Origin of the sequence: Sphingobium sp. (assembly GCF_035511395.1) — a bacterium.
Classification (GTDB): Bacteria; Pseudomonadota; Alphaproteobacteria; order Sphingomonadales; family Sphingomonadaceae; genus Sphingobium.
This window is the reverse complement of the sequence record NZ_DATKFP010000316.1, coordinates 14,224-39,128: the sequence shown is the minus strand read 5'-3', so window position 1 is coordinate 39,128 and position 24,905 is coordinate 14,224. Positions and strand designations below refer to the sequence as shown.

Below are 24,905 nucleotides of genomic sequence, written 5' to 3'. Positions count from 1 at the left end.
TCGTCATGGGGCGTGACCGGATCGATATGGCCCTGAATAGGCAGAGAATAGGAAAAATCTTCCATCATGGTCCGAATCCTGTTCTAGCTTCGTTCCGGAGAATAAAGCAAGAACGGATTGGGTCTGCCCCGATCCTTCACCATATCGGAGTCAGACTGGAGGAAAGTCCGTAATGCGGGAATGTGCCAGTCCGGCCGCCAGTCTGGCTTCAGTCCAATCTTCCTCCGACTTGCCGCCACTATGGGGCCACGCCGGAGGAATTTTCCTGTTGCTTAACAATGAATGGTGATTGCTCCATTATGGAGTTAATCCTCAGACCCCCGTGGCGCGGGCGAAGTCGATATAGAGGTCGCGCAGCCGCGTCGCGACCGGGCCGGGGGTGCCGTCGCCGATAGGCTGACCGTCGATCTTCACCACCGACAGGCAGAAGGTCGAGGCGCTGGTGATGAAGGCTTCCTTCGCGGCGAACGCTTCCTCCACGGTGAAGGCGCGGCGGATGACAGCGAGGCCGCTTTCCTCCGCCAGCGTGGCCAGCGCCGAACCGGTGCAGCCTGCCAGCACCGACTGGCTGTAGGGGCGGGTGATTATGCCTTCGTCGGTGACGATGAAGGCGGTGGAGGAGGCGCCTTCGGTCACGACGCCACCTTCTTCAGTCATCCACGCTTCCTGCGCGCCGGCGTCCTTGGCGGCCTGCTTGGCCATGGCCTGCGCGAGCAGGCCGACGCTCTTGATGTCGCGGCGCGCCCAGCGCAGGTCGGGCATGGTGGCGACGGCGATGCCGGCCCTTGCCGCCGGCATGTCGACGAAGCTCTTCACCTGCACGAACATGAAGAGGGTCGGTTGCAGGTCGGCCGGGGCGATGAAGTCGCGGGTCGTGTCGGCGCCGCGGGTGATCTGGAGATAGACCAGCCCCTGGGTCAGGTCGTTGCGGGCGACCAGTTCCTTCTGCGCGGCCTCGATCTCCGTCAGCGTCAGCGGCAGGGCGATGCCGATCGCGGCTGTGGAGCGCTCCAGCCGGGCGAGGTGGCTGGCGCTGTCGACCAGCTTGCCATCGATCACGGCGGCGACTTCGTAGATGCCGTCGGCGAAGAGGAAGCCGCGATCGAGCGGGGAAATGCGGACTTCGTCCAGCGGCAGGTAGCTGCCGTTCAGATAGGCGACGGACATGGGGCGGAGCGATCCTTAACGATGGTTTCGGGCGCTGCTTTTGCCGTTCGGGCGGGCGGGGTCAAGCAGGGCGCAGGGTGATAGGCGACGCAATTTTGGGAATAGGAGGTCTCAGTGGGTCACTGCGCCGAAGTTCACAGTGTCGCAGGGAATTTTCGGGGCGTGATGTGGAGCGATTTCGGCGGAAAAGCGTGGGCGATGCGCGGGCAGCGCGCCTGTGACGCGCCGGCCGCGCGCCGCTCGGGTCACGATTGCGCGTCCGGGACGCGTCAGTTGGGTCACGCCGACGCGCCAGTGGCGCACCGCCAGGGTCACGGCTGTTCGGGAGGATCGCGAGGGGGGCGGCCGGGTCATCCCCGAGGGTAGATCAGAGAAAATCCAACATTGAAAGCATGCTATGCTGGGATGGGCAGTGATGGAGGAGGGGCTGACAAGTTTCGACCATTTGCAGACGATAACCGGCTCTGGCACGGTGCTCCAATGAAGATATACCTGCTTGCTTTAATGGCAGTCATCACCGTGCCAACAGATGCATTTGGAGCCGAACGTATGGGTTCTCAAACAACCCCTTCAGCGCAAATTGAAGAAGCGCCCAGCACCTCGAAACTCCAACTGATTAAGCGGTTTATGCGCGCCATAGGTCTGCAAGATCAACTCGAAACCGGCAGTTTCCTTGGGCGTTACGCCATGCCCGGCGGCCCGCTGTGGAACGCTCCTTCGGGCGAAATTCTGACTGAGAGCCTATCCGGGGGATTTGAGGTTCGTTTTAAGGCACTTAAATCTGCGTATGAGAAGCGACGAGCGGTCTACCAGAAGGCGTATGAAGATCATCTCAATTGGGAATTTACCGAAATTGAGTTGCAAGAAATTGTGACTTTTCTTGAAGCGCCTGTAGGCCAACATTATCTCGACGGACGCTGGAGAATGGAAGCCTACACGAATACAAACACCGAAGATATGGAAGCGGAAATTGTGAAAGAGGCTGCTGATAGTCTACCAAAATAGCGATGTCGGCTATTAGGCAATCTCGTTCCAAATTGGACAGTCTCCCCGCCACCACTAACGGATGACTAGGCGATCTTCTTGTTTCTCGACCAGCGTCATTTCACGGTTATATCGAATATGGCTTAGTGCCGTCCGGCGGCATCGATCGTCATTGTTGATCTGACGTTCCACCCAGCGCCGCCATTTTGGGTCGGTCAAAGCGAGGCGCTCTGCGTCGAGAATGTCGATGCCATGCTGCTCGCGCAATTCCTTGATGTGGAGTATCCATCGATCACGATCCGCCATAGCAGATTTCTAAGGGGTCTGGCGTCGGCTTTCCAGACTTATTGTCTGCAACCCGACCGTCTCGAATCCACCCTGAATCGGCCATTCGGTCGGTTTCGGCCTGAAACGCTCGACCCCGCCTACGCCGCCTTGCCCTTGAGTGCCTTCTGTCGCCGCCTCTGCACCGACGAACCGATGCCCATGGCCTCGCGATATTTGGCGACGGTGCGGCGGGCTATGTCCATGCCCTTGGCGCGGAGCATGTCGACCAGCGTGTCGTCGGACAGGATCGCCTGCGGGTCTTCGGCGCCGATCAGCGCCTTGATGTGGCTTTTCACCGCCTCGGCCGAGACGGCGCCGTCGCCGCCCGCCGCCGCCACGCCGCTGGTGAAGAAATATTTGAGTTCGTAGAGGCCGCGCGGGCAGGAGAGATATTTGTTGGAGGTGACGCGGCTGACAGTGGATTCGTGCATGCCGATGGCGTCGGCCACGGCCTTGAGCGTCAGCGGCTTCAGATGCGCGACACCCTGCTGGAAGAACGCCTCCTGCTGGCGGAGGATTTCGCTCGCGACCTTGATGATCGTCTTCTGCCGCTGGTCGAGCGCCTTCACCAGCCAGTTGGCGCTGGCGAGGCAATCGGCGAGCCAGGCCTTGCTGTTCTTGTCCTGCGGGCCAGTCGACAGTTCGACATAATAGCTGCGGTTGATGAGGACGCGGGGCAGGGTAGCGCTGTTGATCTCGATCGCCCAGCCTTCGCGGGTGGCGCGCACGAACAGGTCGGGCGTCACCGGGGCGGCGCGGTCATGCGCGAACTGGAGGCCAGGCTTGGGATCATAGCCGCGCAGTTCGGCGATCATGTCGGCCATATCCTCCTCATCCACGCCGCAGATGCGGCGCAACTGGGGCAGGGCGCCCCTGGCCAGCAGGTCGAGATTGGCGAGCAGCCGCGCCATGCAGGGATCGTGGCGGTCGGCTTCCTTCGCCTGGAGCGCAAGGCATTCGGACAGCGAGCGGGCGCCGACGCCGGTGGGATCGAATGTGTGGATGACGCCCAGCACCCGCTCGACATCATGGAGCGGGATGCCGAGCGCATGGGCAGTCTGGAGCAGGTTCGCCTCCAGATAGCCCGCCTCGTCAATCTGGCCGATCAGCTGGCCGGCGACGATCAGGTCCATGCCCGACAAGGCGGCGCGGGCCTGATCCATCAGATGTTCCTGAAGGCTGATGTCGGGCGCGGCGAAGGCGTCGAAGTCGGGCGCTTCGTCGGCATAGCCGCCGGACGTCAGGTCCATGCCGCCGCCGGTACCCATGGCGGACGCCCTGTTGTCATCGGTGCGGTCGCCGGGGCCGTCGTCGATGAAGGTGTCGGCGCCATGGTCGACGTCGAGCGGGCTGTCCGCGCCGCCCAGTCCCTGTGCGATCAGTTCGTCGCTGGCGCCGGTTTCGGCGGCGAGGGTGGGGCGGTCCTCTGTCCGGTCGATGCCGTCTGGGGCAGGCTGCGCGTCGCCGCCATTGCCGGTTTCAAGCAGCGGATTCTTTTCCAGCTCGCCCGCGACGAACGCCTCGATCTCCAGATTCGAGAGCGCCAGCAGCTTGATCGCCTGCTGGAGCTGGGGCGTCATTACCAGAGACTGGCTCTGGCGTATGTCGAGGCGCGGCCCGAGCGCCATTATCGCCCGCTCCAATCAGAAAGAAGGGCGCGCGCGGTCTTCATCCTACAGCTGGAAATTCTCGCCCAGATAGAGGCGGCGGACGTCGGCATTGGCGACCAGTTCGGTCGGGCTGCCGGCAAAGAGCACCTGGCCACCATAGATGATGCAGGCGCGGTCGACGATTTCCAGCGTCTCGCGGACATTATGGTCGGTGATGAGGACGCCGATGCCGCGCGTCTTCAAATCCTTCACCAGGTCGCGAATGTCGGCGATGGAGAGCGGGTCGATGCCCGCAAAGGGTTCGTCCAGCAGCACGATCGAGGGATTGGCGGCGAGCGCGCGTGCGATCTCGCAGCGGCGGCGCTCACCGCCCGACAGTGCCATGGCCGACGAATCGCGCAGCCGGGTGAGGCCGAATTCGTCGAGCAGCTGTTCGAGCCGGGCGGCGCGGGCATCCTTGTCCGGCTCGGCCAGTTCCAGCACCGCACTGATATTCTGCGCGACGCTGAGGCCCCGGAAGATCGAGGTTTCCTGCGGCAGATAGCCAAGGCCCAGGATCGAGCGGCGATACATGGGGAGGCCGGTGATGTCCTGCCCGTCGAGCACGATACGACCGCGATCGGGGCGAACGAGGCCCATCACCGAATAGAAGCAGGTCGTCTTGCCTGCGCCGTTGGGACCGAGCAGACCGACCACCTCGCCCTTGCCCACGGTCAGCGACACGTCGGACAGGACGACACGCTTGTCATAGCTTTTGGCGATCGAGATGACCGACAGGCCATCGCCCAACTCCTTGGGGGCGGGGGGCTGGGCCGAATTCGGCCGATCCTGGGCGGTCACGTCGTGCATCCTGTCATTCCTTGCGGGGTTGTGGAACCTCGCGGGGGTAAATTGGCAGCCCGAAGGCGGTTGGCAAGCTTTGTGCATGGTAACGCCGTGGGAGCAAGGAGAAAATGGGGTGTGCGGCGGGGCGTGGGCGTCGAGGTTTGGCCGACCTGATCCTCCCCTGCAAGGGAAGGTGGATGGCCGCAGGCCCAGACGGAGGGGTGTCCAGCTATCGATAGGGTGATACCCCTCCGTCGCACGCTTCGCGCGCGCCACCTTCCCTTACAGGGGAGGATTTTGCAGAGCGTGCGGACCTATCCGCCTCGAACAGGCAGGGCAGTTTCATATTTTGTGGTGGAGAGGGCAAATTGTGAAGAGGCGCCCGCGACCGAGGCGTGCTTGAGCAGGGTGCGCATCAGGAAATGCTCATAATCGGCGACGTCGGACGCAACGACGCGCAGCAGATAGTCCCACTCGCCCGACATGGAATAGCACTCCATCACCTTTTCATGGCCGCGCACGAAATCCTCGAAGGCGGCGATGGCTTCGCCGGAAAATTCCTTCATGCGGACATGGCAGAGGACGGTGACGCCCTGACCCAGGCGGCGCGGGTCGGCGAGCCAGACCGCGCGACGAAGGATGCCCTGATCCTGAAGCGCGCGGACGCGGCGCCAGCAGGAGGGGCCGGTGCTGCCGACCCGTTCGGCCAGGTCGGCATTGCTGAGCGTCGCATCGCGTTGAAGCTCGGTCAGGATGCGACGGTCAAGTGGATCGAGCGTGAGAAGATCGGTCATGAAATCAGCATATCATGAAAGATATTGCCGATCACCGGGCATGATCGCATCATTTTGAAAAGCATTTTCGCGGAGACTTTGCGACCATCGCGTCTATGGAGAAGGACGCCGCAACCCGCCCCGCCCATGCGGCGGAGGACTGGACTATCCCGCAGGATTGGGACCGCTATGATGCGGCCGACCACGCCATGTGGGACCGGCTGTTCGAGCGGCAGTCGCAGATGCTGGAGGGGCGGGTCGTGCCCGAATTCCTCGCTGGCCTCGACATATTGCGCATGGACCGGCCGGGCATTCCCGATTTCCACGCGCTCAATGAGCGGCTGACGGCGGCGACAGGGTGGCAGGTGGTCGCGGTGCCGGGGCTGGTACCCGACCGGCTGTTCTTCGACCATCTCGCCAATCGCCGCTTTCCTGCCGGGCGCTTTATCCGCACCCCCGAACAGGAGGATTATCTGGAGGAGCCGGATATCTTCCATGACGTATTCGGCCATGTGCCGCTGCTCGCGAACCCGGTCTTTGCCGATTATATGGAGGCCTATGGGCGGGGCGGGCTGCGCGCCGACGGGCTGGGCGCGATCGAGAAGCTGGCGCGGCTCTATTGGTATACGGTCGAGTTCGGGCTGATCGACACGGCGGACGGGCTGCGGCTTTATGGCGCGGGGATCGTGTCGTCCAATGCCGAATCGCATTTCGCGCTGGAAGACCCGTCGCCCAACCGCATCGGCTTCGACCTGCGGCGCATCATGCGCACGCGGTACAGGATCGACGATTTCCAGCAGAGTTATTTCGTCATCGACAGTTTCGAGCATCTGCTGGCGCAGACCACGGACACCGACTTCGCGCCGCTCTATGCCGAGTTGGCGGGGCTGCCCGATCTGGACACCGACACCATCCTGCCGGGTGACCGCGTGCTGACGCGCGGCACCCAGGCCTATGCGAAAATGAAGGAAGAGGAAGTTTCATGACTGTTGCGCAGGACAATCCCCTGGGCCTGAACGGCTTCGAATTCGTCGAGTTCACCTCGCCCGATCCCGAGGCGATGGCGGCGCAGTTCATGGCGCTGGGCTTTACCCCGACGCACCGCCATCCGAGCAAGAATATCACCCGCTTCAAGCAGGGGCGCATCAACCTGATGCTGAACCGCGACGATGCGGGCCGGGTGGCGGCGTTCCGTGGCGTGCATGGGCCGTCGGCGAGCGCCATGGCGTTCCGCGTGGCGGACCCCAAGGCGGCGCTTAAATGGGCGCTCGCGAATGGCGGCAAGGCGACCGAAGAGGATGACACCGTCATCGAGGGAATTGGCGGCGCCTATCTCTATTTCATCGAGGATGGCGCGGACCTTTACGCCGACTGGGCCGAGTTCCCTGGCTGGCGCGAGCAGGAGGCGGCGAACACTGTCGGCCTCGACCTGCTGGATCACCTGACCCACAATGTCCGGCGCGGTCAGATGCGGGTGTGGAGTGAGTTCTACCGCACGCTGTTCGGTTTCGAGGAGCAGAAATTCTTCGACATCAAGGGCAAGGCAACGGGCCTCACCAGCCAGGCGATGATCGCGCCCGACAAGGCGATCCGCATTCCGCTGAACGAGAGCCAGGACGACAAGAGCCAGATCGAGGAGTTCATCCGCGACTATCATGGCGAGGGCATCCAGCATCTGGCGCTGACCACCGACAATATCTATGACACGGTCGAGCGGCTGCGGGCGCGCGGGGTGCGGTTGCAGGACACGATCGAGACCTATTATGAACTGGTCGACAAGCGCGTGCCCGGCCATGGCGAGGATCTGGAGAGGCTGCGGAAGAACCGCATCCTGATCGACGGCGATGTCGAGCAGGAGGGGATTTTGCTCCAGATCTTCACCGAGAATATGTTCGGGCCGATCTTCTTCGAAATCATCCAGCGCAAGGGCAATGAGGGCTTTGGCAACGGCAATTTCCAGGCGCTGTTCGAGAGCATCGAACTGGACCAGATCCGGCGCGGCGTCGTGAAGGTGGATGCGTAAACGAGGAGGCGGAATGGCCTATCTTCCTGGATTCGCCAATCATCATGCGAGCGAGGCGGTGGCGGGGGCGTTGCCGCAGGGGCGCAATTCGCCGCAGCAGCCCGCCTTCGGCCTCTATGTCGAGCAGTTGTCGGGCACGGCCTTCACCGCGCCGCGGGCGGAGAACCGGCGTAGCTGGCTTTATCGGATGCGGCCGAGTGCCGGGCATCCGTCGTTCCGGCCCTACGGCACTGCGACGCTGATCCGGTCGGGGCCGTTCGGGGAGGTGCCGCCCTCGCCCAACCGGCTGCGCTGGAACCCGCTGCCCGATGCGGCGGGAGAGGGCGTGGATTTTGTCGACGGGCTGGTGACGATCGCGGGCAATGGCGATGTCGCGGCGGGCGTGGGCTGCGCCGTGCATCTCTATGCCGCGAGCCGGTCGATGGTCGATCGCGCCTTCTTTTCCGCCGATGGCGAGATGCTGATCCTGCCGCAGCAGGGGGCGCTGCGCATCGTTACCGAAATGGGCGTGATCGATGTCGCGCCCCTTCAGGTGGCGTTGTTGCCACGCGGGGTGCGTTTTCGGGTGGAACTGCCCGACGGCGCGGCGCGCGGCTATGTCTGCGAAAATTATGGCGCGTTGCTGCGCCTGCCCGAACTGGGGCCGATCGGGTCCAATGGCCTCGCCAATGCGCGCGATTTCGAGACGCCGGTGGCGGCCTATGAGGATGTCGAGCAGCCGACGCAGATCGTGCAGAAGTTTATGGGGAGGCTGTGGGAGAGCGGGGTCGATCATAGCCCGTTCGACGTGGTGGCGTGGCACGGCAATCTGGCGCCCTGGCGGTACGACCTGACCCGCTTCAACGTGATGGGGACGGTGAGTTTCGACCATCCCGATCCGTCGATCTTCACCGTGTTGACCAGCCCCAGCGATACGCCCGGCACGGCCAATGCCGACTTCGTCATCTTCCCGCCGCGCTGGATGGTGGCGGAGGACACGTTCCGGCCGCCCTGGTTCCACCGCAACGTCATGAGCGAATATATGGGGCTGCTCTACGGCGCCTATGACGCCAAGGCGGGGGGCTTCGCGCCGGGCGGCGGGAGCCTGCACAATATCATGGGAGCGCATGGTCCGGACGTGGACAGCTGGCGCAAGGCGAGCGCGGTTGCGCTGGAACCGCAGAAGATAGAGGAAACGATGGCCTTCATGATCGAGAGCCGATACCCGTTCCATCCGACCGGATGGGCGATGGAGACCGATTTGTTGCAGCGTGACTATGACGACTGCTGGCAGGGCTTTCCCAAGGCGGAGCTGCCCCGATGAACTGGTGGACGACCGACGAAACGCATGACCCGGAGCGCAGCAGCTGGGTCGAGAGTGCGCAGGGCCATGGCGATTTTCCGGTGCAGAACCTGCCCTTCGGCATCTTCTCGACCGGGGGTGGCCATGCGCGCGCGGGCGTGGCGATCGGCGACGAGATACTGGACCTGTTCGCCTGCGCCAGTGCGGGGCTGTTGCCGGCAGAGGTGGCGCCGCTCTGCGCCGGGGAGACGCTGAACGGTTTGATGGCGCTGCCGGCGGCCGAGCGGCGCGCGCTGCGGCTGCGGCTTAGCGACCTTTTGTCCGATCCGGCGCATCGGGCGTGGGTGGAGCCGATGTTGCATGCGGCGGGCGACTGCGTGATGCACCTGCCCGCGCGGATCGGCGATTATACCGACTTCTATGTCGGCATCCACCACGCCAACAATATCGGCCGCCAGTTCCGACCCGACAATCCGCTGCTGCCCAATTATAAATATGTGCCGATCGGCTATCATGGCCGGGCCTCGTCGGTGCGGCCATCGGGCGAGCCTCTGGTGCGGCCGGGCGGGCAGCGCAAGCCGCCCGAGGCCGATGCGCCGGTCTTCGGTCCTTCGGCGCGGCTCGATTATGAGCTGGAACTGGGCGTATGGATCGGGCCGGGCAATGAGCTGGGGACGCCGATCCCGATCGGGGCGGCGGCGGAGCATATTGCGGGCTTCTGTCTGCTCAACGACTGGTCGGCGCGCGATTTCCAGGCGTGGGAATATCAGCCGCTGGGACCGTTTCTGGCGAAGAACTTCCATTCGACCATTTCGCCCTGGGTGGTGACGCCCGAGGCGCTGGCCCCCTTCCGCATCGCGCAACCCGCGCGGCCGAAGGGCGATCCCGCGCCGCTGCCTTACCTCAGCGATGGCGATGATCAGGCGCATGGCGCGCTGGGGCTCGTGTTGGAGGTCGAACTGACCAGCGCGGCGATGCGCGAAAGGGGCGACGGGCCGCTGCGACTCAGCCGGGGACCGGCGAGCAACATGTACTGGACGGTGCAGCAGATCGTGACCCACCATGCGTCCAATGGCTGCAATCTTCAGCCCGGCGACCTGCTGGGCACCGGCACCATCTCCGCGCCGGAGCGGGAGGGCTATGGCAGCCTGATGGAACTGACCGGCGGGCGCGAGCCGATCACGCTGCCGGGCGGGGAGGTGCGGACCTTTTTGGAGGATGGCGACGAAGTGACGTTGCGCGCGCGGGGCGAGGCGGCGGGTGCAGTGCCGATCGGCTTTGGCGAATGTCGAGCGCGGGTGATGCCCGCGCGACAGCATAATCGATTAGGCGGGGAAGGCTGACCCGGTATCTGTCAGGAACAGGGGCGGGGGCGCACCGGCCCTGCCTGCGTTCCCGGCCACTCACCTGATCAGACCGGAATGATCGTCAGACCGGAGTGGAGAGCAATTCCAATATTGGCCGGTTGACGGGCGTGCCTGTCGATATGCCGGATTCGGCGCGGCGGCGAAACTCAGCGGCCATTGCCTGGTGCATCTTGCGTGCCGAAGCATCATCCGTCGCACCGGCAAGCTGCTCATGCATGCGCGCCCGTTCCAGACAGTCTGCGGAAGTAAGATCACTTGCCATGACGAACTCCTGCGATGTAGCGGGAGTCCTCTCAGCACCCGCGGAAAAGCGGGCAAATCTTACCGTCTCCGGCGCCGATTGGAAATGGAATCTTTCGCAGCCAATGCCAACATCCCGGCAGCGGCACGATTTATCGCGGCCAGTTCGGCAGGGGCTGGGCGGTGTGGCTTTTCAACTCGCGGCGGGTTTCGGCATCGACCTCCTTCAGGGAAACCTCATAACCCCATAGATTCGCAAGATTTCGCAGGACCAGCGCCGCGTCGCCATTATCCAGCAGCACGCCGTCGATCACCGAATGTTCCACCATCAGCCGGCGGTCCCCGGCCAGGTCGACATCGACGACCTGAATGTCCGGTTCCTGCCGTCCGATGTCATATTCGCGCGCCAGCGCCCGGCGAATCCGGCGATAGCCCCGCTCGTCATGGATGGCCTCCACCCGCAATTCCGACTCGCCGGTCCGGTCGACGATGTTGAACAGCCGCCAGTGACGGATGAGATGGGGACTGAGGAATTGCGACACGAAGCTTTCGTCGCGATAATTGGCCCAGATGTCCTTGAGCACCTCCACCGGATCGCCTGAGCCGGCGATGTCGCCGAACCATTCGCGGTCTTCCTCTGTCGGATCAAGGCAGATGCGCTCGATATCGGTCATGATGCCGAAGCCCAGCGCATAGGGATTGAAGCCGCCGAAATGGCCTGAATCATAGGTGGGCTGGTAGACGACATTGGTGTGCGACTGGAGAAATTCGAGGAAGGCGCCGTCGGTCAGCAAGCCGCGTTCGTGCAGCTTCGTCATGATGCGATAATGGGTATAGGTCGCGCAGCCCTCGTTCATCGCCTTGGTCTGGCGCTGGGGGTAGAAATATTGCGCGATCAGTCGGACGATGCGCAGCACTTCCCGCTGCCAGCTTTGCAACCGTGGCCCGGTCTTTTCGAGGAAATAGAGGATATTTTCCTGCGGCAGGCCGAGCGCGGCGCGGCGTTCGTTGCTGGGCACGGCATCGGCGCGGGCGCCGACCGGCACGGTGCGCCACAGATCGTCATAGATGCGATCGCGATAAGCCTGCCGCTCCGCCTCGCGCGCCGCTTCGCTCTTGAGGTCGCGGGGGCGGACGCGGGGATAGCGATGCACGCCCTGGTTCATCAGAGCATGGGCCGCGTCCAGCACCCGCTCGACCGCCAACTGACCATGGCGCTCCTCGCACTCGGCGATGTAGCGTTTGGCAAATTCCAGATAGTCGAGAATCCCCTCCGCATCGGTCCATTGACGGAAGACATAATTATTCTTGAAGAAATGATTATGTCCGAAGGCAGCATGGGCGATGACGAGCGTCTGCATCGTCGCGCTGTTTTCCTGCATCAGATAGTTGATGCAGGGGTCGCTGTTGATCACCAGCTCATAGGCAAGGCCGCGCCGCCCCTTGCGGTACATCATTTCATTGGTCACGAACTGCTTGCCGAAGGACCAATGTTTGTAGAAGAGCGGCATGCCGATGGACGAATAGGCGTCCAGCATCTGTTCGGCGCTGATGATCTCTATCTGGTTGGGATAGATGTTCAGCTTCATTTCCTGGAGCGCGATCGGCTCGATCGCGTCATGGATACGGTTGATCAGCCCGAAATCCCAATCGCTGCCCGTGAACAGCGGCGCGTCCGCCAGCCTGCCCTTCATCCGCTTTTCTCCGCCACGCCCTTGCGCTGGAACAGTTCGCGGAAGACCGGATAGATTTCCCGCCGGTGATGCACCTTGCGCATCACGAAATTGCGATGCGCCTGGCTGACCGGGGCATAGGCCTGCCACAGGCCGGTGGAGGTGCCGATCATGTCGACATCGGCGAACTCCTCGCGTCCAACCTCCAGATAGGCGACATATTGGCAGAGCGGCAGGATCTCGTCCTGCATCAGCGACACCACCCGGCCATTGTCCGACTGCATGGTGTCGCCGTCCGACGCCTGCGCGACATAGATGTTCCAGTCGTCGGGGCGATAGCGCTCCTTCACCACCTCCATCAGCTTGTCGAGCGCGCTCGACACCAGGGTGCCGCCCGTCACGGTGCTGTAGAAGAAGGTCTGCTCGTCCACCTCCGCCGCCCGGTCGGTATGGTGGATGAATACCACCTCGACATGTTCGTAGCAGCGCGTCAGGAAAAGGTGGAGCAGCGCGAAGAAGCGCTTGGCCAGATCCTTCATATGTTCCGTCATCGAACCGGACACGTCCATCAGGCAGAACATCACCGCTTGCGCAACGGGCTTGGGCACCGTCTCGAACCGGCGGTAACGCAGGTCGACCGGGTCGATATAGGCGATGAGGTTGCGGCGGCGGATGATGTGCGAGCGCTCCTCGCGCAGCGCTTCCAGCCGGACGGCGTCGTCGGGCAGGGGAGGGTCGCGCGCCTCGATCACTGCGATTTCCTCCTCGATCCGGCGGAGGTCGCCGCCGCTCGGCCGGCGTAGCGCCAGACGGCGGGAAAGGGCCTTCTGCATGGTACGCGGAACCGACAGGTTGGACGGGTTGCCCGCGGTCGAATAGCCCGCGCGGCGGATGCCGTCGACCGCGCCGCCGATCAACCGGCGCTTGGCGAGGTCGGGCAGTTCCAGATCGTCGAGGAACAGGTCGAGAAATTCTTCCCGGCTGAGCACGAACTGGAAATCGTCATTGCCATCGCCCTGTCCCGCCTGCGATCCCGCGCCCGCGCCGCCATCGGGGCGCTTGATCTTGTCGCCCTCCATATAGTCGCGATTGCCGGGGAAGACCCGCTCGCGATTGCCGCCCTGCGCGGCACGGCGGAGGGTCGGTTCATGGATGGCGTCACGCCGGATCGTGACCTGGCCTTCCTTGTCCAGTTCCTTGATGCTACGGTCCTTCAGACTGTCACGCACCGCCTGCTGCACATAGGCTCTCGTCCGGCGCAGGAAACGCTGCCTGTTGACCAGGCTCTTGCCCCCAGGGTTCAGCCGTCTGTCGACTATGTGCATGGTGGCGCCAGAGACTCCCTGAAAAACGTCATCCCGCCTGCTTGACGCGGATATACCATTCGACCAGCCGCCGGACCTGCCGTTCGGTATAGCCGCGCTCGATCATGCGGGCGACGAACTCGTCATGCTTGGTTGCCGTCTCTCCGTCCTTCTTCGACCCGAAGCTGATGACCGGCAACAGATCCTCGACCTGGCTGAACATCCGCTTCTCGATCACCTCGCGGATCTTCTCATAGCTGGTCCAGGCCGGGTTGCGCCCGTCATTGCTGGCCCGCATCCGCAGCGCGAACTTCACCACCTCGTTGCGGAAATCCTTGGGGTTGGCGATGCCGGCGGGCTTCTCGGTCTTGGACAGTTCCTGGTTGATGATTTCCCGATCAAGCAACTGGCCGGTGTCGGGATCCTTGAAGTCCAGATCCTCGATCCACGCGTCGGCATAGGCGACATAACGGTCGAAGAGATTCTGGCCATAGTCGTTATAGGATTCCAGATAGGCCTTCTGGATTTCGTTGCCGATGAATTCGGCATAGCGCGGCGCGAGTTCGCCCTTGATGAACTCCAGATAGCGGGCCTCGACCTCGGCCGGGAATTGTTCCTGCCGCACCATGCCTTCCAGCACATACATGAGGTGGACCGGGTCGGCGGCGATCTCGTTGCCGTCATGGTTGAAGGTCGCCGACAGCGCCTTGAAGGCAAAGCGGGTCGAGGTACCCGCCATCCCTTCGTCCACGCCGGCTGCGTCGCGATATTCCTGCATGCTTTTCGCGCGCGGATCGATCTCGCGCAGCATCTCGCCGTCATAGACGCGCATCTTGGAGAAGAGATTGCTGTTCTCATGCTCGCGCAGCCGCGTCAGCACCGAGAAGCGGGCGAGCATGTCGAGCGTGCCGGGCGCGCAGGCCGCCTTGCTGAGGTCGGATTCGCGCAGCAGCTTTTCATAGACCTGCCGCTCTTCGGTCGCTTGCAGGCTGTAGGGCACCTTGATGACGTAGATGCGGTCGATGAAGGCTTCGTTATTCTTGTTGTTCTTGAAATTGGCCCATTCGGATTCATTGCTGTGGGCCATGATGATGCCATTATAGGGAATGGCGCCGATATTTTCGGTGCCGATATAATTGCCCTCCTGCGTCGCGGTCAGCAACGGGTGGAGCATCTTGATCGGCGCCTTGAACATCTCGACGAACTCCAGCATCCCCTGGTTGGCCCGGTTGAGGCCGCCCGAATAGCTGTAGGCGTCGGGATCATTCTGCGAGAGCATTTCCAGCTTGCGGATGTCGACCTTGCCGACCAGCGAGCTGATGTCCTGATTATTCTCGTCGCCCGGTTCGGTCTTGGCGATGGCGACCTGGCGCATGCGCGAAGGCATCATCCGCACCACCGAGAAGCGCGACAGGTCGCCGGCATATTCGTCCAGTCGCTTGCGGCACCAGGGACTGATCATGCCCGTCAGGCGACGGCGCGGGATCGCGTAATTTTCCTCGATGAAGTCGCCATGGGTGTCGGCGTCGAACAGCGCGAGCGGGCTTTCGAAGATCGGGCTGAGTTCGTCGCCCGCCTTCAGCACATAGATGGGGTGCGTCTCCATCAGCGCCTTCAGCCGTTCGGCAAGCGAGGATTTGCCGCCGCCGACCGGGCCGAGCAGGTAGAGGATCTGCTTGCGCTCCTCCAGCCCCTGCGAGGCATGGCGCAGGAAGCTGACGATATGTTCGATCGTCCCTTCCATGCCGTAGAAATTGGTGAAGCTCCGGTAGCGGCGGATCGTCCGGTTCATGAAGATCCGGCCCAGCCGCTGATCGCGCGAGGTGTCGATGATTTCCGGTTCACCGATGGCGGCGAGCAATCGTTCCGGCGCTGATGCGTGCATCAGGGGATCACTGCGGCAACCCAGCAGATAATCCTCGATGGACATTTCGGCTTGCCGACGATCGTCGAACTTTGATGCGAAGCTCGAAAACAGTTCATTCTTCGTCACTGGCGACTCCCGACAAATACGCCATGAATAGGAGTATAATATGAAGCTGCCTGTAAAAACAGTGCAATACGGCAGCGCTACCGTAAAAAGTTGCCGACAGCGTCAAAGTGATACATTTGACGCGGTCGAAACCTGCGCTCAACAGGTTCATTAACTGGCAATGAACTTGCGGATCGGAAGATGGAGGGCAAAAATCATCGGGCAATACTAGAGCGTCGACATACAAGCATGGCGCCGACATCGTCCCCCGAGGCGACGCGCAGGTCGCCGCGATGATGCATAGTGTCATTAGTTGGGCTTGTGGGGAAGGGGGTGGATCGCCCCCTGCCAAAAGGGTCAGGGCGCCGCGCCGCGCCAGTCGGTGAGCGCCGGCCCCAGTGCCTGCTCCAGCGGTCCCAGCCATGGCGCGAAATTCCGCCACTGGTCGAGACCGTCGGTGAAGATAGGCTGGCGCACCTGTTCGGAACTGGCGGTGCGCACCGCGCGCTTGTTACGCCAGAAGGCGAGGCAGTCTTCCTCGAACGGCAGATGCAGATGGGCGAGCAGGCGGGCGACCTCGTCCGGTGTGTCGGCGACCATGCGGTCGTAAATCACGCGATGGATGCGGCCGGGCAGCGCAGCGTCGATCGCGGCCATATGGTCGACATAGGCGCGATAATAAAGACCGATGTCGGTCAGGTCGTAGGTGAAGGCCTGACCGCGTGCGAAATGCTGTTTCCATCCCGAAAAGCAGCAACCCATCGGATGGCGGCGCGCGTCGATGATCTTCGCGTTGGGCAGGATCTGGTGGATCAGGCCGACATGCTGCCAGTTGTTGGGCATCTTGTCGATGAAATGGGGCTTGCCACTCTGTCGGTGGACGCGGGTTCGGTCGAGATATTCCTCGCCCAGCCGCAGGCGGTCGGCGGGGGCGAGCGAAGCGACCATCGCGTGGAAATCGGGAAATTCGCCTTCGTCCACGCGAGACTGGAGCCGGCTTGCGATGATCATCATCTCCGGCAATTCCATCGTGCCTTCGACCTGGCTGTGGCTGGAGAGAATCTGTTCGACCAGTGTCGATCCGGCGCGGGGCAGGCCGACGATGAAGATCGGGTCGGCGGCCGGGCAGCCACCGTCACCGCAGGTCGCGAGAAAGGGGGCGGTGAAGGTTGCCGATGCCGCCTGCACCTCGGCCGCGAAGGCGCCGGCGTCGTGCAGGATCATGGTGCGGCGCAGGCGATTGCCGCGATCATAATGGCCAAAGGCGGCTTCATGGGCCTTCGCATCCTCCTGCGCCTTGCCGAGTGAGAAATGGAGGTGGAAGATATCCTCCCGCCGACTGTCGGCGTCCGGCTCCAGCGTGGCGAGCGCCTGCTCCATGATGGCGATGTCGGCGGCGTCCAGTGTCACCGTCTTGAGGTTCGCGAGGCTCCACCAGGCTTCGCCCATGGTCGGCTGGTGCGTCACTGCCTGCCGATAGGCTTGGACGGCGTCGGACTGGCGCCCTAGCGTCTTGAGCGCATGGCCGAGATTCTGCCAGACCTGTGGCTGGTCCGGTTTCGTGGCGAGCAGTCGTTCATAGAGAATAAGCGCGCCCTCCTGATCGCCGAGGCGCACCAGCACCGATGCCCTGAGAAGATCGTAGCCGGGATGGGCGAGCGGGGAGGCGGTGAGGAATTCCGCATGGGTGAGCGCTTCGGGCAGGCGGTTGTTCTGGAGCAGCAGGCGGACGAGGAAGTCGCGGGCCAGGTCGAAGCCGGGGGCGAGTTCCACCGCGCGCTCGACCAGCGTCAGCGCCTCGCTCATGTCGCCGCGCCGCCAGTGGATCTCGCCCAGCAGGCGGATGGCAGGCGGATCGTTACGTCCCGCGAGCTTCGCTTCGGCCGCAGCGAGATCGCCCGCGTTCATCGCCATCGCCGATTCGAGCAGCGTGCGGTCGCGCGACGAGGCGTGGACGCCCGACAGGTCGGCGCGCCAGGCCTGCTCGGCCCGGCCGGCCTTGCGCAAATGGGTGGCGAGCAGGAACCAGCCGCCGGCAATACCGGGTTGCTGGCGGGTCAGTCTTTCGAGCGTGGCGATGGCGTGGGCGGTGTCTCCGGCGTCACCGGCTGCCTGCGCCAGTTCCCAGAGCACTGCCGGCATGCGCGACTGGCTGCGGGCGAGCGTAGCGAGGCGTGTGAATGCGGCCTGATGCTTGCCGAGGCGGCGCAGGGCCTGGCAGGCGATGAGTTCGGCGGGCGGCAGGCCGCGCGCCTGCCGCAGGATCACTTCGGCCTGCTCCAGCGCCGTCGCCGGCTCCGCGTCGAGGTGGCGGGCGGCGCGGGCGAGCGCCTGCTCCAGGGGGCGGGGGCTGGTCGTCGCGTCGGCGGCAGAATCCATAACTCTGTCCTGATTTCTGTGCCCAACCAGCATGACCGGGATTTCGCGCCCGCGCAATCGACATGGGGAAAATGACGTAACAAAGCAGCAAACTAAGCGGTTGACTCCTGCACGAGTTATCGCATTATCAAAGCTGGACGATCGTCCTGAATGACGGGACATCCAAGGGGTAGTTACGCAATTTCAATCATGTCGCGCCTGGGCGTGGCAGGCTCGGAACCGATGTCGGGTTCCGGTCGCGGGGGCTTGCGCCTTCGTCGCGGCCAGGAAGGTCCGTGTCCGCAAGGGCATGGTGCAATGCGTCAGAAACGCACGGGCAAACCGTGGGACGAGGGAGAGCGAGGCAGAGGCGTGGTTTCTTCAGGGGGAGTCCTGCGCAAATGAAAATCCAGTCTCATCGCCGCCAGCCTCATCACCGGTCGCATCTGATGAAGATGCTGGGGATGACCACCATTTTGGCGGGGCTTGCATCCCCCGCCATGGCCCAGCCTGCCGCTCTTGACCCGGCCGTCGTCGCCGCGCCCGAGGAGCAGGGTCTGGGTGAGATCGTCGTGACCGCGACGCGCAGCGCGCAGAGCATTCAGAAGGTGCCGATCTCCATGCAGGCGCTGGGCGCCGAGAAGCTGGCGGAGCGGCAGGTGAAGGGGCTGAGCGATTTCGCCGCGCTGCTGCCGTCGGTATCGTTCGAGGGCATCGGGCCGGGCCGCAACACCGCCTTCTTCCGCGGCATCGTGCCGGCGGGCGGCGCCTATGCCTCGGTCGGCTATTATCTGGACGATATGCCCATCACCGGCACCGAAGTGCCTGATATCCATGCCTATGACATGGAACGTGTCGAGGCGCTGTCCGGCCCGCAGGGCACGCTTTACGGCGCAGGATCGCTGGCGGGCACGATCCGCCTGATCACCAACAAGCCGACGCTGGACAAATTCGAGTTCGGCTATGACGTGGAGGCCAATAAATATGGCAAGGGCGATTTCGGCGGGCAGCTAGAATCCTATATCAACGTGCCGGTCAGCGAGACGCTGGCGGTGCGCGCCATGGGCTATTATCGGCGCGACGGCGGCTATATCGACAACACGCCCAATAACGGCCTGCTGAACAACGGGTCGCCAGCGGTCTATAATCTGGGTGATAACAACCCCGACACCTTCTACAATCTCGACAATAGCGACATTGCGAAGGACGATTACAACACCATCAGGGAATTTGGCGGGCGGCTGCAATTGCTGTGGGAGCCGGTCGACGGCTGGTCGTTCAACCCGTCGATCACGGCGCAGAAGCAGGTGTCACGCGGCTATTTCGGCTATGATCCGCGGGTCGGGGATCTGGAAGTCCATGACTATGACCAGACTAAGAATGACGACCGCTGGTATCAGGCGGCGATGAGCATCCATGGCCATATCGGCGATTGGGACGTCGTATCGGCAACCGGCTATTTCAAACGGCGGACTCGGACGCTCAACGACTATACCTATTATACCGTCACCTATGACGGGTTCGGGCCGGGCTATGAAAGCTATCTGCAATTTTTCGACAATTGCACCGGATCGGGCGCGGCGCAGCAATGCTCGCTGATCGACCCGACCCAATATTATCATGCCGATACCCACCGCGACAAATTCACGCAGGAGTTGCGGATCAGCACGCCCAAGGACTGGCCGTTCGACGTGACCGTCGGCGGCTTCTACCAGCGGCAGAAGAATGAGCTTAACACCAGCTACGCGATCCGCGGACTGGATACGATCACCGGCTATACCGCGACCGGCGGCGGCGACGTGCCGGGTGGCCTCATCGGCGTGCCGGCCATGTATGGCATCGGCTATGACGATGACGGCAATCCCTTCTTCGACACGAGCGACGTCATCAATCCCAATGGCAGTCCGCTGGGCACGATGCTGCTCGGCACGCAGGCGGTGAAGGGCGACGCCTTCTACTTCGTCGAACAGGACCAGCTTTATCATGACAAGGCGATCTTCGCCGAGGGCCATTACAACATCACGTCGGCGCTGAAGCTGACCGGCGGCATCCGTTATTTCTGGACCGATTACAAGGTGAAGGGCTTTGCCGGGGTCGCGGCCTCCGCGGCAGGGCTGGGCTGCGCCACCCCGCTGTCGGCCACGGAGCGGCTGACCTGCATCAACACCAACCCGCTCGCAGCGGACGGGACCGGCCGTTACAAGGAGGATGGCGAGACGCACAAGGTCGCGCTCGACTGGCAGTTCCAGCCCGACAAGATGGTCTATTTCAACTATTCGACCGGCTTCCGCCCCGGCGGCTTCAACCGACCGCTGCGCATCCGCAGTCTCGGCCGGCTGGTTACGGTGGCGCCTTTCAAGTCCGAAACGCTCACCAATTTCGAGGTCGGCGTGAAGACCAGCTGGAACAATATCTTCCGCTTCAACGCCGCCGTCTATTACGAGAAATGGAACAATATCCAATATGGCGTGGTAGTGTCGGGCGCGCAGGGTGCGGGCATGACCGGCAACGCGGGCAAGGCCGAGGTGAAGGGCGTGGAATTCGACGCCGACCTGAGGCTGGGGCGGTTCACCATCTCCACCTCCGGCGCCTATAATGATGCGAAGCTGAAGGGCGATTTCTGCAACTTCGCGCTCAACACCGAAACGCTGTCCATCTCGCAGCTGGGCAGTTGCACCCTGGGCGAGTTCGTCGAAGGCTCCGCCCCGCCGACACCGCAGGTCGCCGCCGCTAACGGCACCCGCCTGCCGCGCCAGCCCCGGTTCAAGGGAACGACATCGGTTCGCTACGATGCCGATATTGGCGACTATCGCGTCTTCCTTCAGGGGGCGGCGCTTTACCAGACCGGAGCGACGCAGGATCTGAACGTCGAGAGCAACGAACTGCTGGGCAACACCAAGGGCTTTGTCAGCTTCGATTTCTCCGGCGGGATCAAGAAGGATAATTGGAGCCTGACGCTGTTCCTGCAAAATGCCTTCGATAAGCGCGGACAGCTGACCAAGAACACCTTCTGCTCGATCGACTTCTGTTCGGGTTCGTCGCGTACATTCACGATCAAGCCCCAATTCTTCGGCATCCGGTTCGGCCAGAAATTCTGACGATCGGTTGAAAGGTCAAGGAGGCCGCCGTCGGGTCGCAGGACTCGGCGGCGGCGCTTTTTTCATGAACATGCGTTCATGTTCGATCGTCGAAAATCGACGGATTTCCGTCGAAATCCAAGTTAAGGTTCAGCCATAATTCATCTGGCAATTTCGGCTTTCCGTTGCGTCAACCGTTCGCCTGACGACAAGCACAGTCGGACAGAATCGCTATTGTCGAGGGAACAGCGCTCGGCTTGGAACATTGCGGTTTTGTTAACTACAGGAGAATAATATGTCGCCGGCTCTGAAGAAAATTGCTCCCCTGGGCGTGATTTTGGTGGGTTCGCTGGCTCTGGGAGGCTGTGCCACCAAGGGTTTCGTGCGCGAGCAGGTCGCCACGGTCAATCAGCGCGTCGATGCGCTAGAAACGAAATTGCAGACCACCGACAGCACCGCACAGCAGGCATTGGCCGAGGCCCAGTCGGCTTCCGGTCAGGCCCAGAATAACGCCCAGCGTATCGAGCAGCTGAACGGCCGCGTCGACGGCGTCGAGCAGCGTATGCAGGAAGCCCAGCGCAAGCGCGCGCGCAACTGATCCGCACGACGGACGTTTAAGACAAGACCATGATTCCGGGTCGGCGCCTGTCCCTTCTGGCGCCGGCCGTTTTTCGTGAGTAGTGCATAGAATGAAGCTCCTACTTTCGGCGTTGGGCGGGCTTGCGCTGACCATCTCCGCGCCGGCCATGGCGGCCAGACCCAAAGCCAAAGCCGCTCCGGTCGCCAAATCGGCGCCGGTCGAGGAGGCGAAAGAGGAAATCCCGTTCGTCCGGTCGGAGGAAGCGACGCGCGTCGTCGACTGGGTCGCCTCCTCCGGGGATCATGGGACATTGCCTTACATCGTCATCGACAAGAAGGCGGCCACCGCCTTCCTGTTCAACGCGAAGGGGCAATCGCTGGGACATGCGCCTGTCCTGATCGGCATCGCACCGGGTGACGAGGCCACGCCCGGTATCGGATCCAAGAATCTGTCCGAAATCGGGCCGGCGGAAAAGACCACGCCTGCGGGCCGTTTCCTCGCCAAGTTCGGAGTTGCGGCCGGCAAGCAGCAGGTGCTGTGGGTGGATTATGCGACGTCGGTAGCACTGCATACCATCCCGACAGGCAGCCCGAAGGAAAAGCGACGCGAGCGGATGCTGTCGCCGACAGCCGAAGATAATCGCATCACCTTCGGCTGCATCAATGTGCCGAAGCTCTTCTACTCCAAGAGTGTCAGCCCGCTGTTTCGCAAGAAGGGCGGCTATGTCTATGTGTTGCCCGATACCAAGCCGCTGGAAGCGGTATTTCCGCGTCTGCGCGTTCAGCCCTTCCTGAACGCGGCAGCCGCGCAGGCGACCGCGACGGCGAGTACCGATTAGGGAGCCGCGACGGCTTCCTGGCAAGGCTCCAACGCATCCGGACAGTCTTCGCCATAGACCGTTCGGCCATTCCAGAAATCATTATAATTGTTGCCGCCGGGCAATTGCAGGTCGCCGAGGCCGGTTCCGCCTTCCTTTCGGGAGATGGCGACCATCTTTCCGTCTGGGGTGAAGCAGGCGAGGCCCTTGGGGTATCCCATGGGCGTCAGGAAGCGTGCATGGCCGACCCATTGCTCGCTCCAGCCCTCGTCGCTGTCCTGCTGCGCCAGCGCCTTTACGAATGCGCGTCCGAGAAGGACCGGGCCCGTGGGATGCAGCGAGTTCAGTCCATAATAATGATTGCGGCAGTTCGCCAGAATCATGTCGATGGCGATCGCCATCTCCTGCCGTCCCGGCCGCGCCCAGATGAGTCCGTTGGACAGCGCCGTCCAGGCAGGGCTTGAGGAGCGAACGTCGAGAAACGAGGCGATGGCTGCCATGGGCGGCGGGCGCAACCGCTCCATCCAGAAGAAGGAAATGTCGCTGTAGAGGCCGCCCATCGCATGGAGCAGGCATAGCCGGCCCAGATCGGCCTTGTAGGCATAGGGGCGCAGCCGGTCGAAGGCCTGGCAGACCTCGCGGGGGAAGGATTGTGCGAGGAAGTCCCGCAGATCGTCGTGCGTCCAGAGCCGATAGGAGGACTCAGGGTAGAGGTGCCGCAAACGGTCAACATTGTCGTCGATGATCGGTGCCAAGGCCAGTGGTCGGTCGAAAGGCTGTGCGATCAGAATTTGATGCACATGCAAAAAGAGGGCGTCGGCCGCGGGATGGGGATCGGGCGAGACATTGTCCATGGCCACGGGCAATGCCGGTTCCATCTCCGGATGCGCTAAATCATCTGCCATCGCCTGTGTCTCTCCCGTATGATTGGGCGGCTCGATCGGCAATTATAGGATCGTGACAGGCGGCGTCGACCCGTTGTCCCTCGACGCAAACAGGAAATGCGTCGCTTCAGCGACGATTGAGGTGGTAGCGCTGGGTGAAGTCTGGATGCCCGACAAGGATTCGAACCTTGATTGACGGAGTCAGAGTCCGCTCTCTTACCATTAGAGGATCGGGCATCATCGGCGGGGTAGTCCCGCTTGGGAGGCCGCAGATAGGCGTGGTTTGAAGAGCGGTCAAGCCCTTTTGTTGACAGTTCCGGCCGACTTTTCCAAAGCCGGCCGGAAGAGGCATGCGCCGCGATCAGGTGCGCTATCGAAAGCGCGCCGGCGGTCAGGCGACGAGTGCGGCGCGGCCGAGCAGGGGGCGCCACCAGTCCTGATTGTCGAGGAACCAGTTCAGCGTGTCGGCAAAACCCTGCGGGAAATCGCGGGATGGGGCATAGCCCAGTTCGGTGCGGATCTTCGTCTCGTCGATCGCATAGCGGCGGTCATGGCCCTTGCGGTCCTGCACATAGGTCATAAGGTCGGCGGACGCACGACCCTGGGCCGCAGGCGCGTGGGGGAAGGTCGCGGCCAGCGCAGGATTGCGGGCGAACGCCTCATCGACGCCGCGGCAGATTTCCCTGATCACCTCGATATTCGGCAGTTCCTGTCCGCCGCCGACATTATAGGTCTCGCCGATCCGGCCCTTGCGCAGGATCAGTTCGATGCCGATGCAGTGGTCTTCGACATGGAGCCAGTCGCGGATATTCATGCCGTCGCCATAGATGGGCAGGTTCTTGCCCGACAGCGCGTTGAGCGTGAAGAGCGGGATCAGCTTCTCGGGAAACTGGTAGGGGCCGTAATTGTTCGAACAGTTGCTGGTCGTCGTTTCCAGCCCATAGGTGTGATGATAGGCGCGCACCAGATGGTCGGACCCGGCCTTGGACGCCGAATAGGGCGAATTGGGGGCATAGGGCGTGGTTTCGCTGAACGCCGGATCGTCCAGTTCCAGCGTGCCGTAGACTTCGTCGGTCGACACATGGTGGAAGCGGTGCGGCCGGCCGCTTCCCTTGTCCAGCCAGGCGGCCTTGGCGGCCTTCAACAGGCTGTGGGTGCCGATGACATTGGTAGTGACGAAGGCGTCCGGGCCGGTGATGGAGCGGTCCACATGGCTTTCGGCGGCGAAGTGGACGATCGTGTCTACATCATGATCGGCCATCAGCTTCGAAACCAGCGCCGTGTCGCAAATATCGCCTTCGACCAGGGTCACGTCGGGCACATCAGCGATGTTGGCGGGGTTGCCGGCATAGGTGAGGGCGTCGAGCACCACGATGCCGTCATCGGGCGATGCCTTGCGCCAGTGACGGACGAAATTTGCGCCGATGAAGCCTGCGCCCCCGGTAATGATCAGATTGGCCATGCGCCTGTATTTCGCTCCCTGATGATCCGCGCATGGACATGCGCGCCAGTTGAATCATTCATGACATCAAGGGATTGAATCCCCTGCACTTGGCTTGAGCAGTAACCGCAAATGAAGCGGTTCCGCAATCGCCATGCGACCTGTTGCATCGCCTTCTTATCTTGCGGGTGTCTAGATATA

General features: G+C 62.6%; 20 protein-coding genes and 1 tRNA gene. 8 read left to right on the top strand and 13 right to left on the bottom strand.

The genetic code is table 11. The features are described 5' to 3' along the window. Positions 1 to 312: 312 nt before the first annotated feature. Positions 313 to 1,167: a D-amino-acid transaminase gene (locus tag VMR39_RS22085; RefSeq protein WP_325419145.1), complete on the bottom strand. Its 855-nt coding sequence runs from the start codon at positions 1,165 to 1,167 to the stop codon at positions 313 to 315. Between the two features lie 480 nt (positions 1,168 to 1,647). Between VMR39_RS22085 and VMR39_RS22080 the strand changes: the two genes are divergently transcribed. Continuing rightward, positions 1,648 to 2,172 carry a hypothetical protein gene (locus VMR39_RS22080; protein ID WP_325419143.1) on the top strand — a complete coding sequence of 175 codons (525 nt, stop codon included), beginning with the start codon at positions 1,648 to 1,650 and terminating at the stop codon, positions 2,170 to 2,172. Positions 2,173 to 2,226: 54 nt separating this feature from the next. Here VMR39_RS22080 and VMR39_RS22075 read toward each other — a convergent pair whose 3' ends face one another. The 4 genes from VMR39_RS22075 to VMR39_RS22060 form a co-directional block, all read right to left on the bottom strand. Continuing rightward, entirely contained in the window at positions 2,227 to 2,457 is a 231-nt protein-coding gene (locus VMR39_RS22075) for a hypothetical protein (RefSeq protein WP_325419141.1), read from the bottom strand. 119 nt (positions 2,458 to 2,576) lie between these two features. Next, complete coding sequence (gene rpoN, locus VMR39_RS22070) at positions 2,577 to 4,106, bottom strand: RNA polymerase factor sigma-54 (RefSeq protein ID WP_325419139.1); 1,530 nt, start codon at positions 4,104 to 4,106, stop codon at positions 2,577 to 2,579. A 45-nt stretch (positions 4,107 to 4,151) separates the two neighbouring features. Further along, complete coding sequence (lptB, locus tag VMR39_RS22065; RefSeq protein WP_325419137.1) at positions 4,152 to 4,937, bottom strand: LPS export ABC transporter ATP-binding protein; 786 nt, start codon at positions 4,935 to 4,937, stop codon at positions 4,152 to 4,154. Positions 4,938 to 5,227: 290 nt separating this feature from the next. Continuing rightward, complete coding sequence (locus VMR39_RS22060; RefSeq protein ID WP_325419135.1) at positions 5,228 to 5,707, bottom strand: Lrp/AsnC family transcriptional regulator; 480 nt, start codon at positions 5,705 to 5,707, stop codon at positions 5,228 to 5,230. 95 nt (positions 5,708 to 5,802) lie between these two features. On the opposite strand from VMR39_RS22060, the gene phhA reads away from it, so the two are divergent. The 4 genes from phhA to fahA are packed head-to-tail and all read left to right on the top strand — an operon-like array spanning position 5,803 to position 10,334. Next, the gene (gene phhA / locus VMR39_RS22055) at positions 5,803 to 6,672 is read left to right on the top strand and encodes a phenylalanine 4-monooxygenase (protein ID WP_325419133.1); all 870 of its coding nucleotides are present in this window, start codon (positions 5,803 to 5,805) and stop codon (positions 6,670 to 6,672) included. Further along, entirely contained in the window at positions 6,669 to 7,709 is a 1,041-nt protein-coding gene (gene hppD, locus VMR39_RS22050) for a 4-hydroxyphenylpyruvate dioxygenase (protein ID WP_325419131.1), read from the top strand. The genes phhA and hppD overlap by 4 nt, the downstream gene beginning before the upstream one ends. Positions 7,710 to 7,722: 13 nt before the next feature. Beyond that, positions 7,723 to 9,012, top strand: a complete 1,290-nt coding sequence (hmgA, locus tag VMR39_RS22045; RefSeq protein WP_325419129.1) for a homogentisate 1,2-dioxygenase — start codon at positions 7,723 to 7,725, stop codon at positions 9,010 to 9,012. Next, positions 9,009 to 10,334: a fumarylacetoacetase gene (gene fahA, locus VMR39_RS22040; RefSeq protein ID WP_325419127.1), complete on the top strand. Its 1,326-nt coding sequence runs from the start codon at positions 9,009 to 9,011 to the stop codon at positions 10,332 to 10,334. Before hmgA ends, fahA begins: the two co-directional genes overlap by 4 nt. Positions 10,335 to 10,419: 85 nt before the next feature. Here the strand turns inward: fahA and VMR39_RS22035 are convergent, their stop codons facing one another. From VMR39_RS22035 to VMR39_RS22015, 5 genes are all read right to left on the bottom strand, one after another. Then, positions 10,420 to 10,620 (bottom strand): hypothetical protein, encoded by a 201-nt coding sequence (locus VMR39_RS22035; protein WP_325419125.1) that lies wholly within the window; start codon positions 10,618 to 10,620, stop codon positions 10,420 to 10,422. A gap of 130 nt (positions 10,621 to 10,750) precedes the next feature. Beyond that, positions 10,751 to 12,292 (bottom strand): SpoVR family protein, encoded by a 1,542-nt coding sequence (locus tag VMR39_RS22030; protein ID WP_325419123.1) that lies wholly within the window; start codon positions 12,290 to 12,292, stop codon positions 10,751 to 10,753. Further along, complete coding sequence (locus VMR39_RS22025) at positions 12,289 to 13,596, bottom strand: YeaH/YhbH family protein (RefSeq protein WP_325419121.1); 1,308 nt, start codon at positions 13,594 to 13,596, stop codon at positions 12,289 to 12,291. The genes VMR39_RS22030 and VMR39_RS22025 overlap by 4 nt, the downstream gene beginning before the upstream one ends. Before the next feature lie 28 nt (positions 13,597 to 13,624). Continuing rightward, positions 13,625 to 15,568, bottom strand: coding sequence for a PrkA family serine protein kinase (locus VMR39_RS22020; protein WP_325419119.1), 1,944 nt, complete (start codon positions 15,566 to 15,568; stop codon positions 13,625 to 13,627). A 336-nt stretch (positions 15,569 to 15,904) separates the two neighbouring features. After that, complete coding sequence (locus VMR39_RS22015; RefSeq protein WP_325419117.1) at positions 15,905 to 17,926, bottom strand: tetratricopeptide repeat-containing sulfotransferase family protein; 2,022 nt, start codon at positions 17,924 to 17,926, stop codon at positions 15,905 to 15,907. 428 nt (positions 17,927 to 18,354) lie between these two features. On the opposite strand from VMR39_RS22015, the gene VMR39_RS22010 reads away from it, so the two are divergent. The 3 genes from VMR39_RS22010 to VMR39_RS22000 all read left to right on the top strand — a co-directional run bounded on the left by VMR39_RS22010 (position 18,355) and on the right by VMR39_RS22000 (position 22,400). After that, a complete protein-coding gene (locus tag VMR39_RS22010; protein WP_325419149.1) occupies positions 18,355 to 21,003 on the top strand; it encodes a TonB-dependent receptor in 2,649 nt (882 codons plus the stop codon). Between the two features lie 274 nt (positions 21,004 to 21,277). After that, positions 21,278 to 21,580 carry a hypothetical protein gene (locus VMR39_RS22005; RefSeq protein ID WP_325419115.1) on the top strand — a complete coding sequence of 101 codons (303 nt, stop codon included), beginning with the start codon at positions 21,278 to 21,280 and terminating at the stop codon, positions 21,578 to 21,580. 91 nt (positions 21,581 to 21,671) lie between these two features. Next, positions 21,672 to 22,400 carry a hypothetical protein gene (locus VMR39_RS22000; protein WP_325419113.1) on the top strand — a complete coding sequence of 243 codons (729 nt, stop codon included), beginning with the start codon at positions 21,672 to 21,674 and terminating at the stop codon, positions 22,398 to 22,400. Here VMR39_RS22000 and VMR39_RS21995 read toward each other — a convergent pair. From VMR39_RS21995 to rfbB, 3 genes are all read right to left on the bottom strand, one after another. Continuing rightward, positions 22,397 to 23,284, bottom strand: coding sequence for a glycosyltransferase (locus VMR39_RS21995; RefSeq protein ID WP_325419111.1), 888 nt, complete (start codon positions 23,282 to 23,284; stop codon positions 22,397 to 22,399). The genes VMR39_RS22000 and VMR39_RS21995 overlap by 4 nt on opposite strands. 142 nt (positions 23,285 to 23,426) lie before the next feature. Continuing rightward, positions 23,427 to 23,500: transfer RNA gene (locus VMR39_RS21990), tRNA-Gln, on the bottom strand. A gap of 154 nt (positions 23,501 to 23,654) precedes the next feature. After that, complete coding sequence (gene rfbB, locus VMR39_RS21985) at positions 23,655 to 24,725, bottom strand: dTDP-glucose 4,6-dehydratase (RefSeq protein ID WP_325419109.1); 1,071 nt, start codon at positions 24,723 to 24,725, stop codon at positions 23,655 to 23,657. Positions 24,726 to 24,905: the final 180 nt, after the last annotated feature.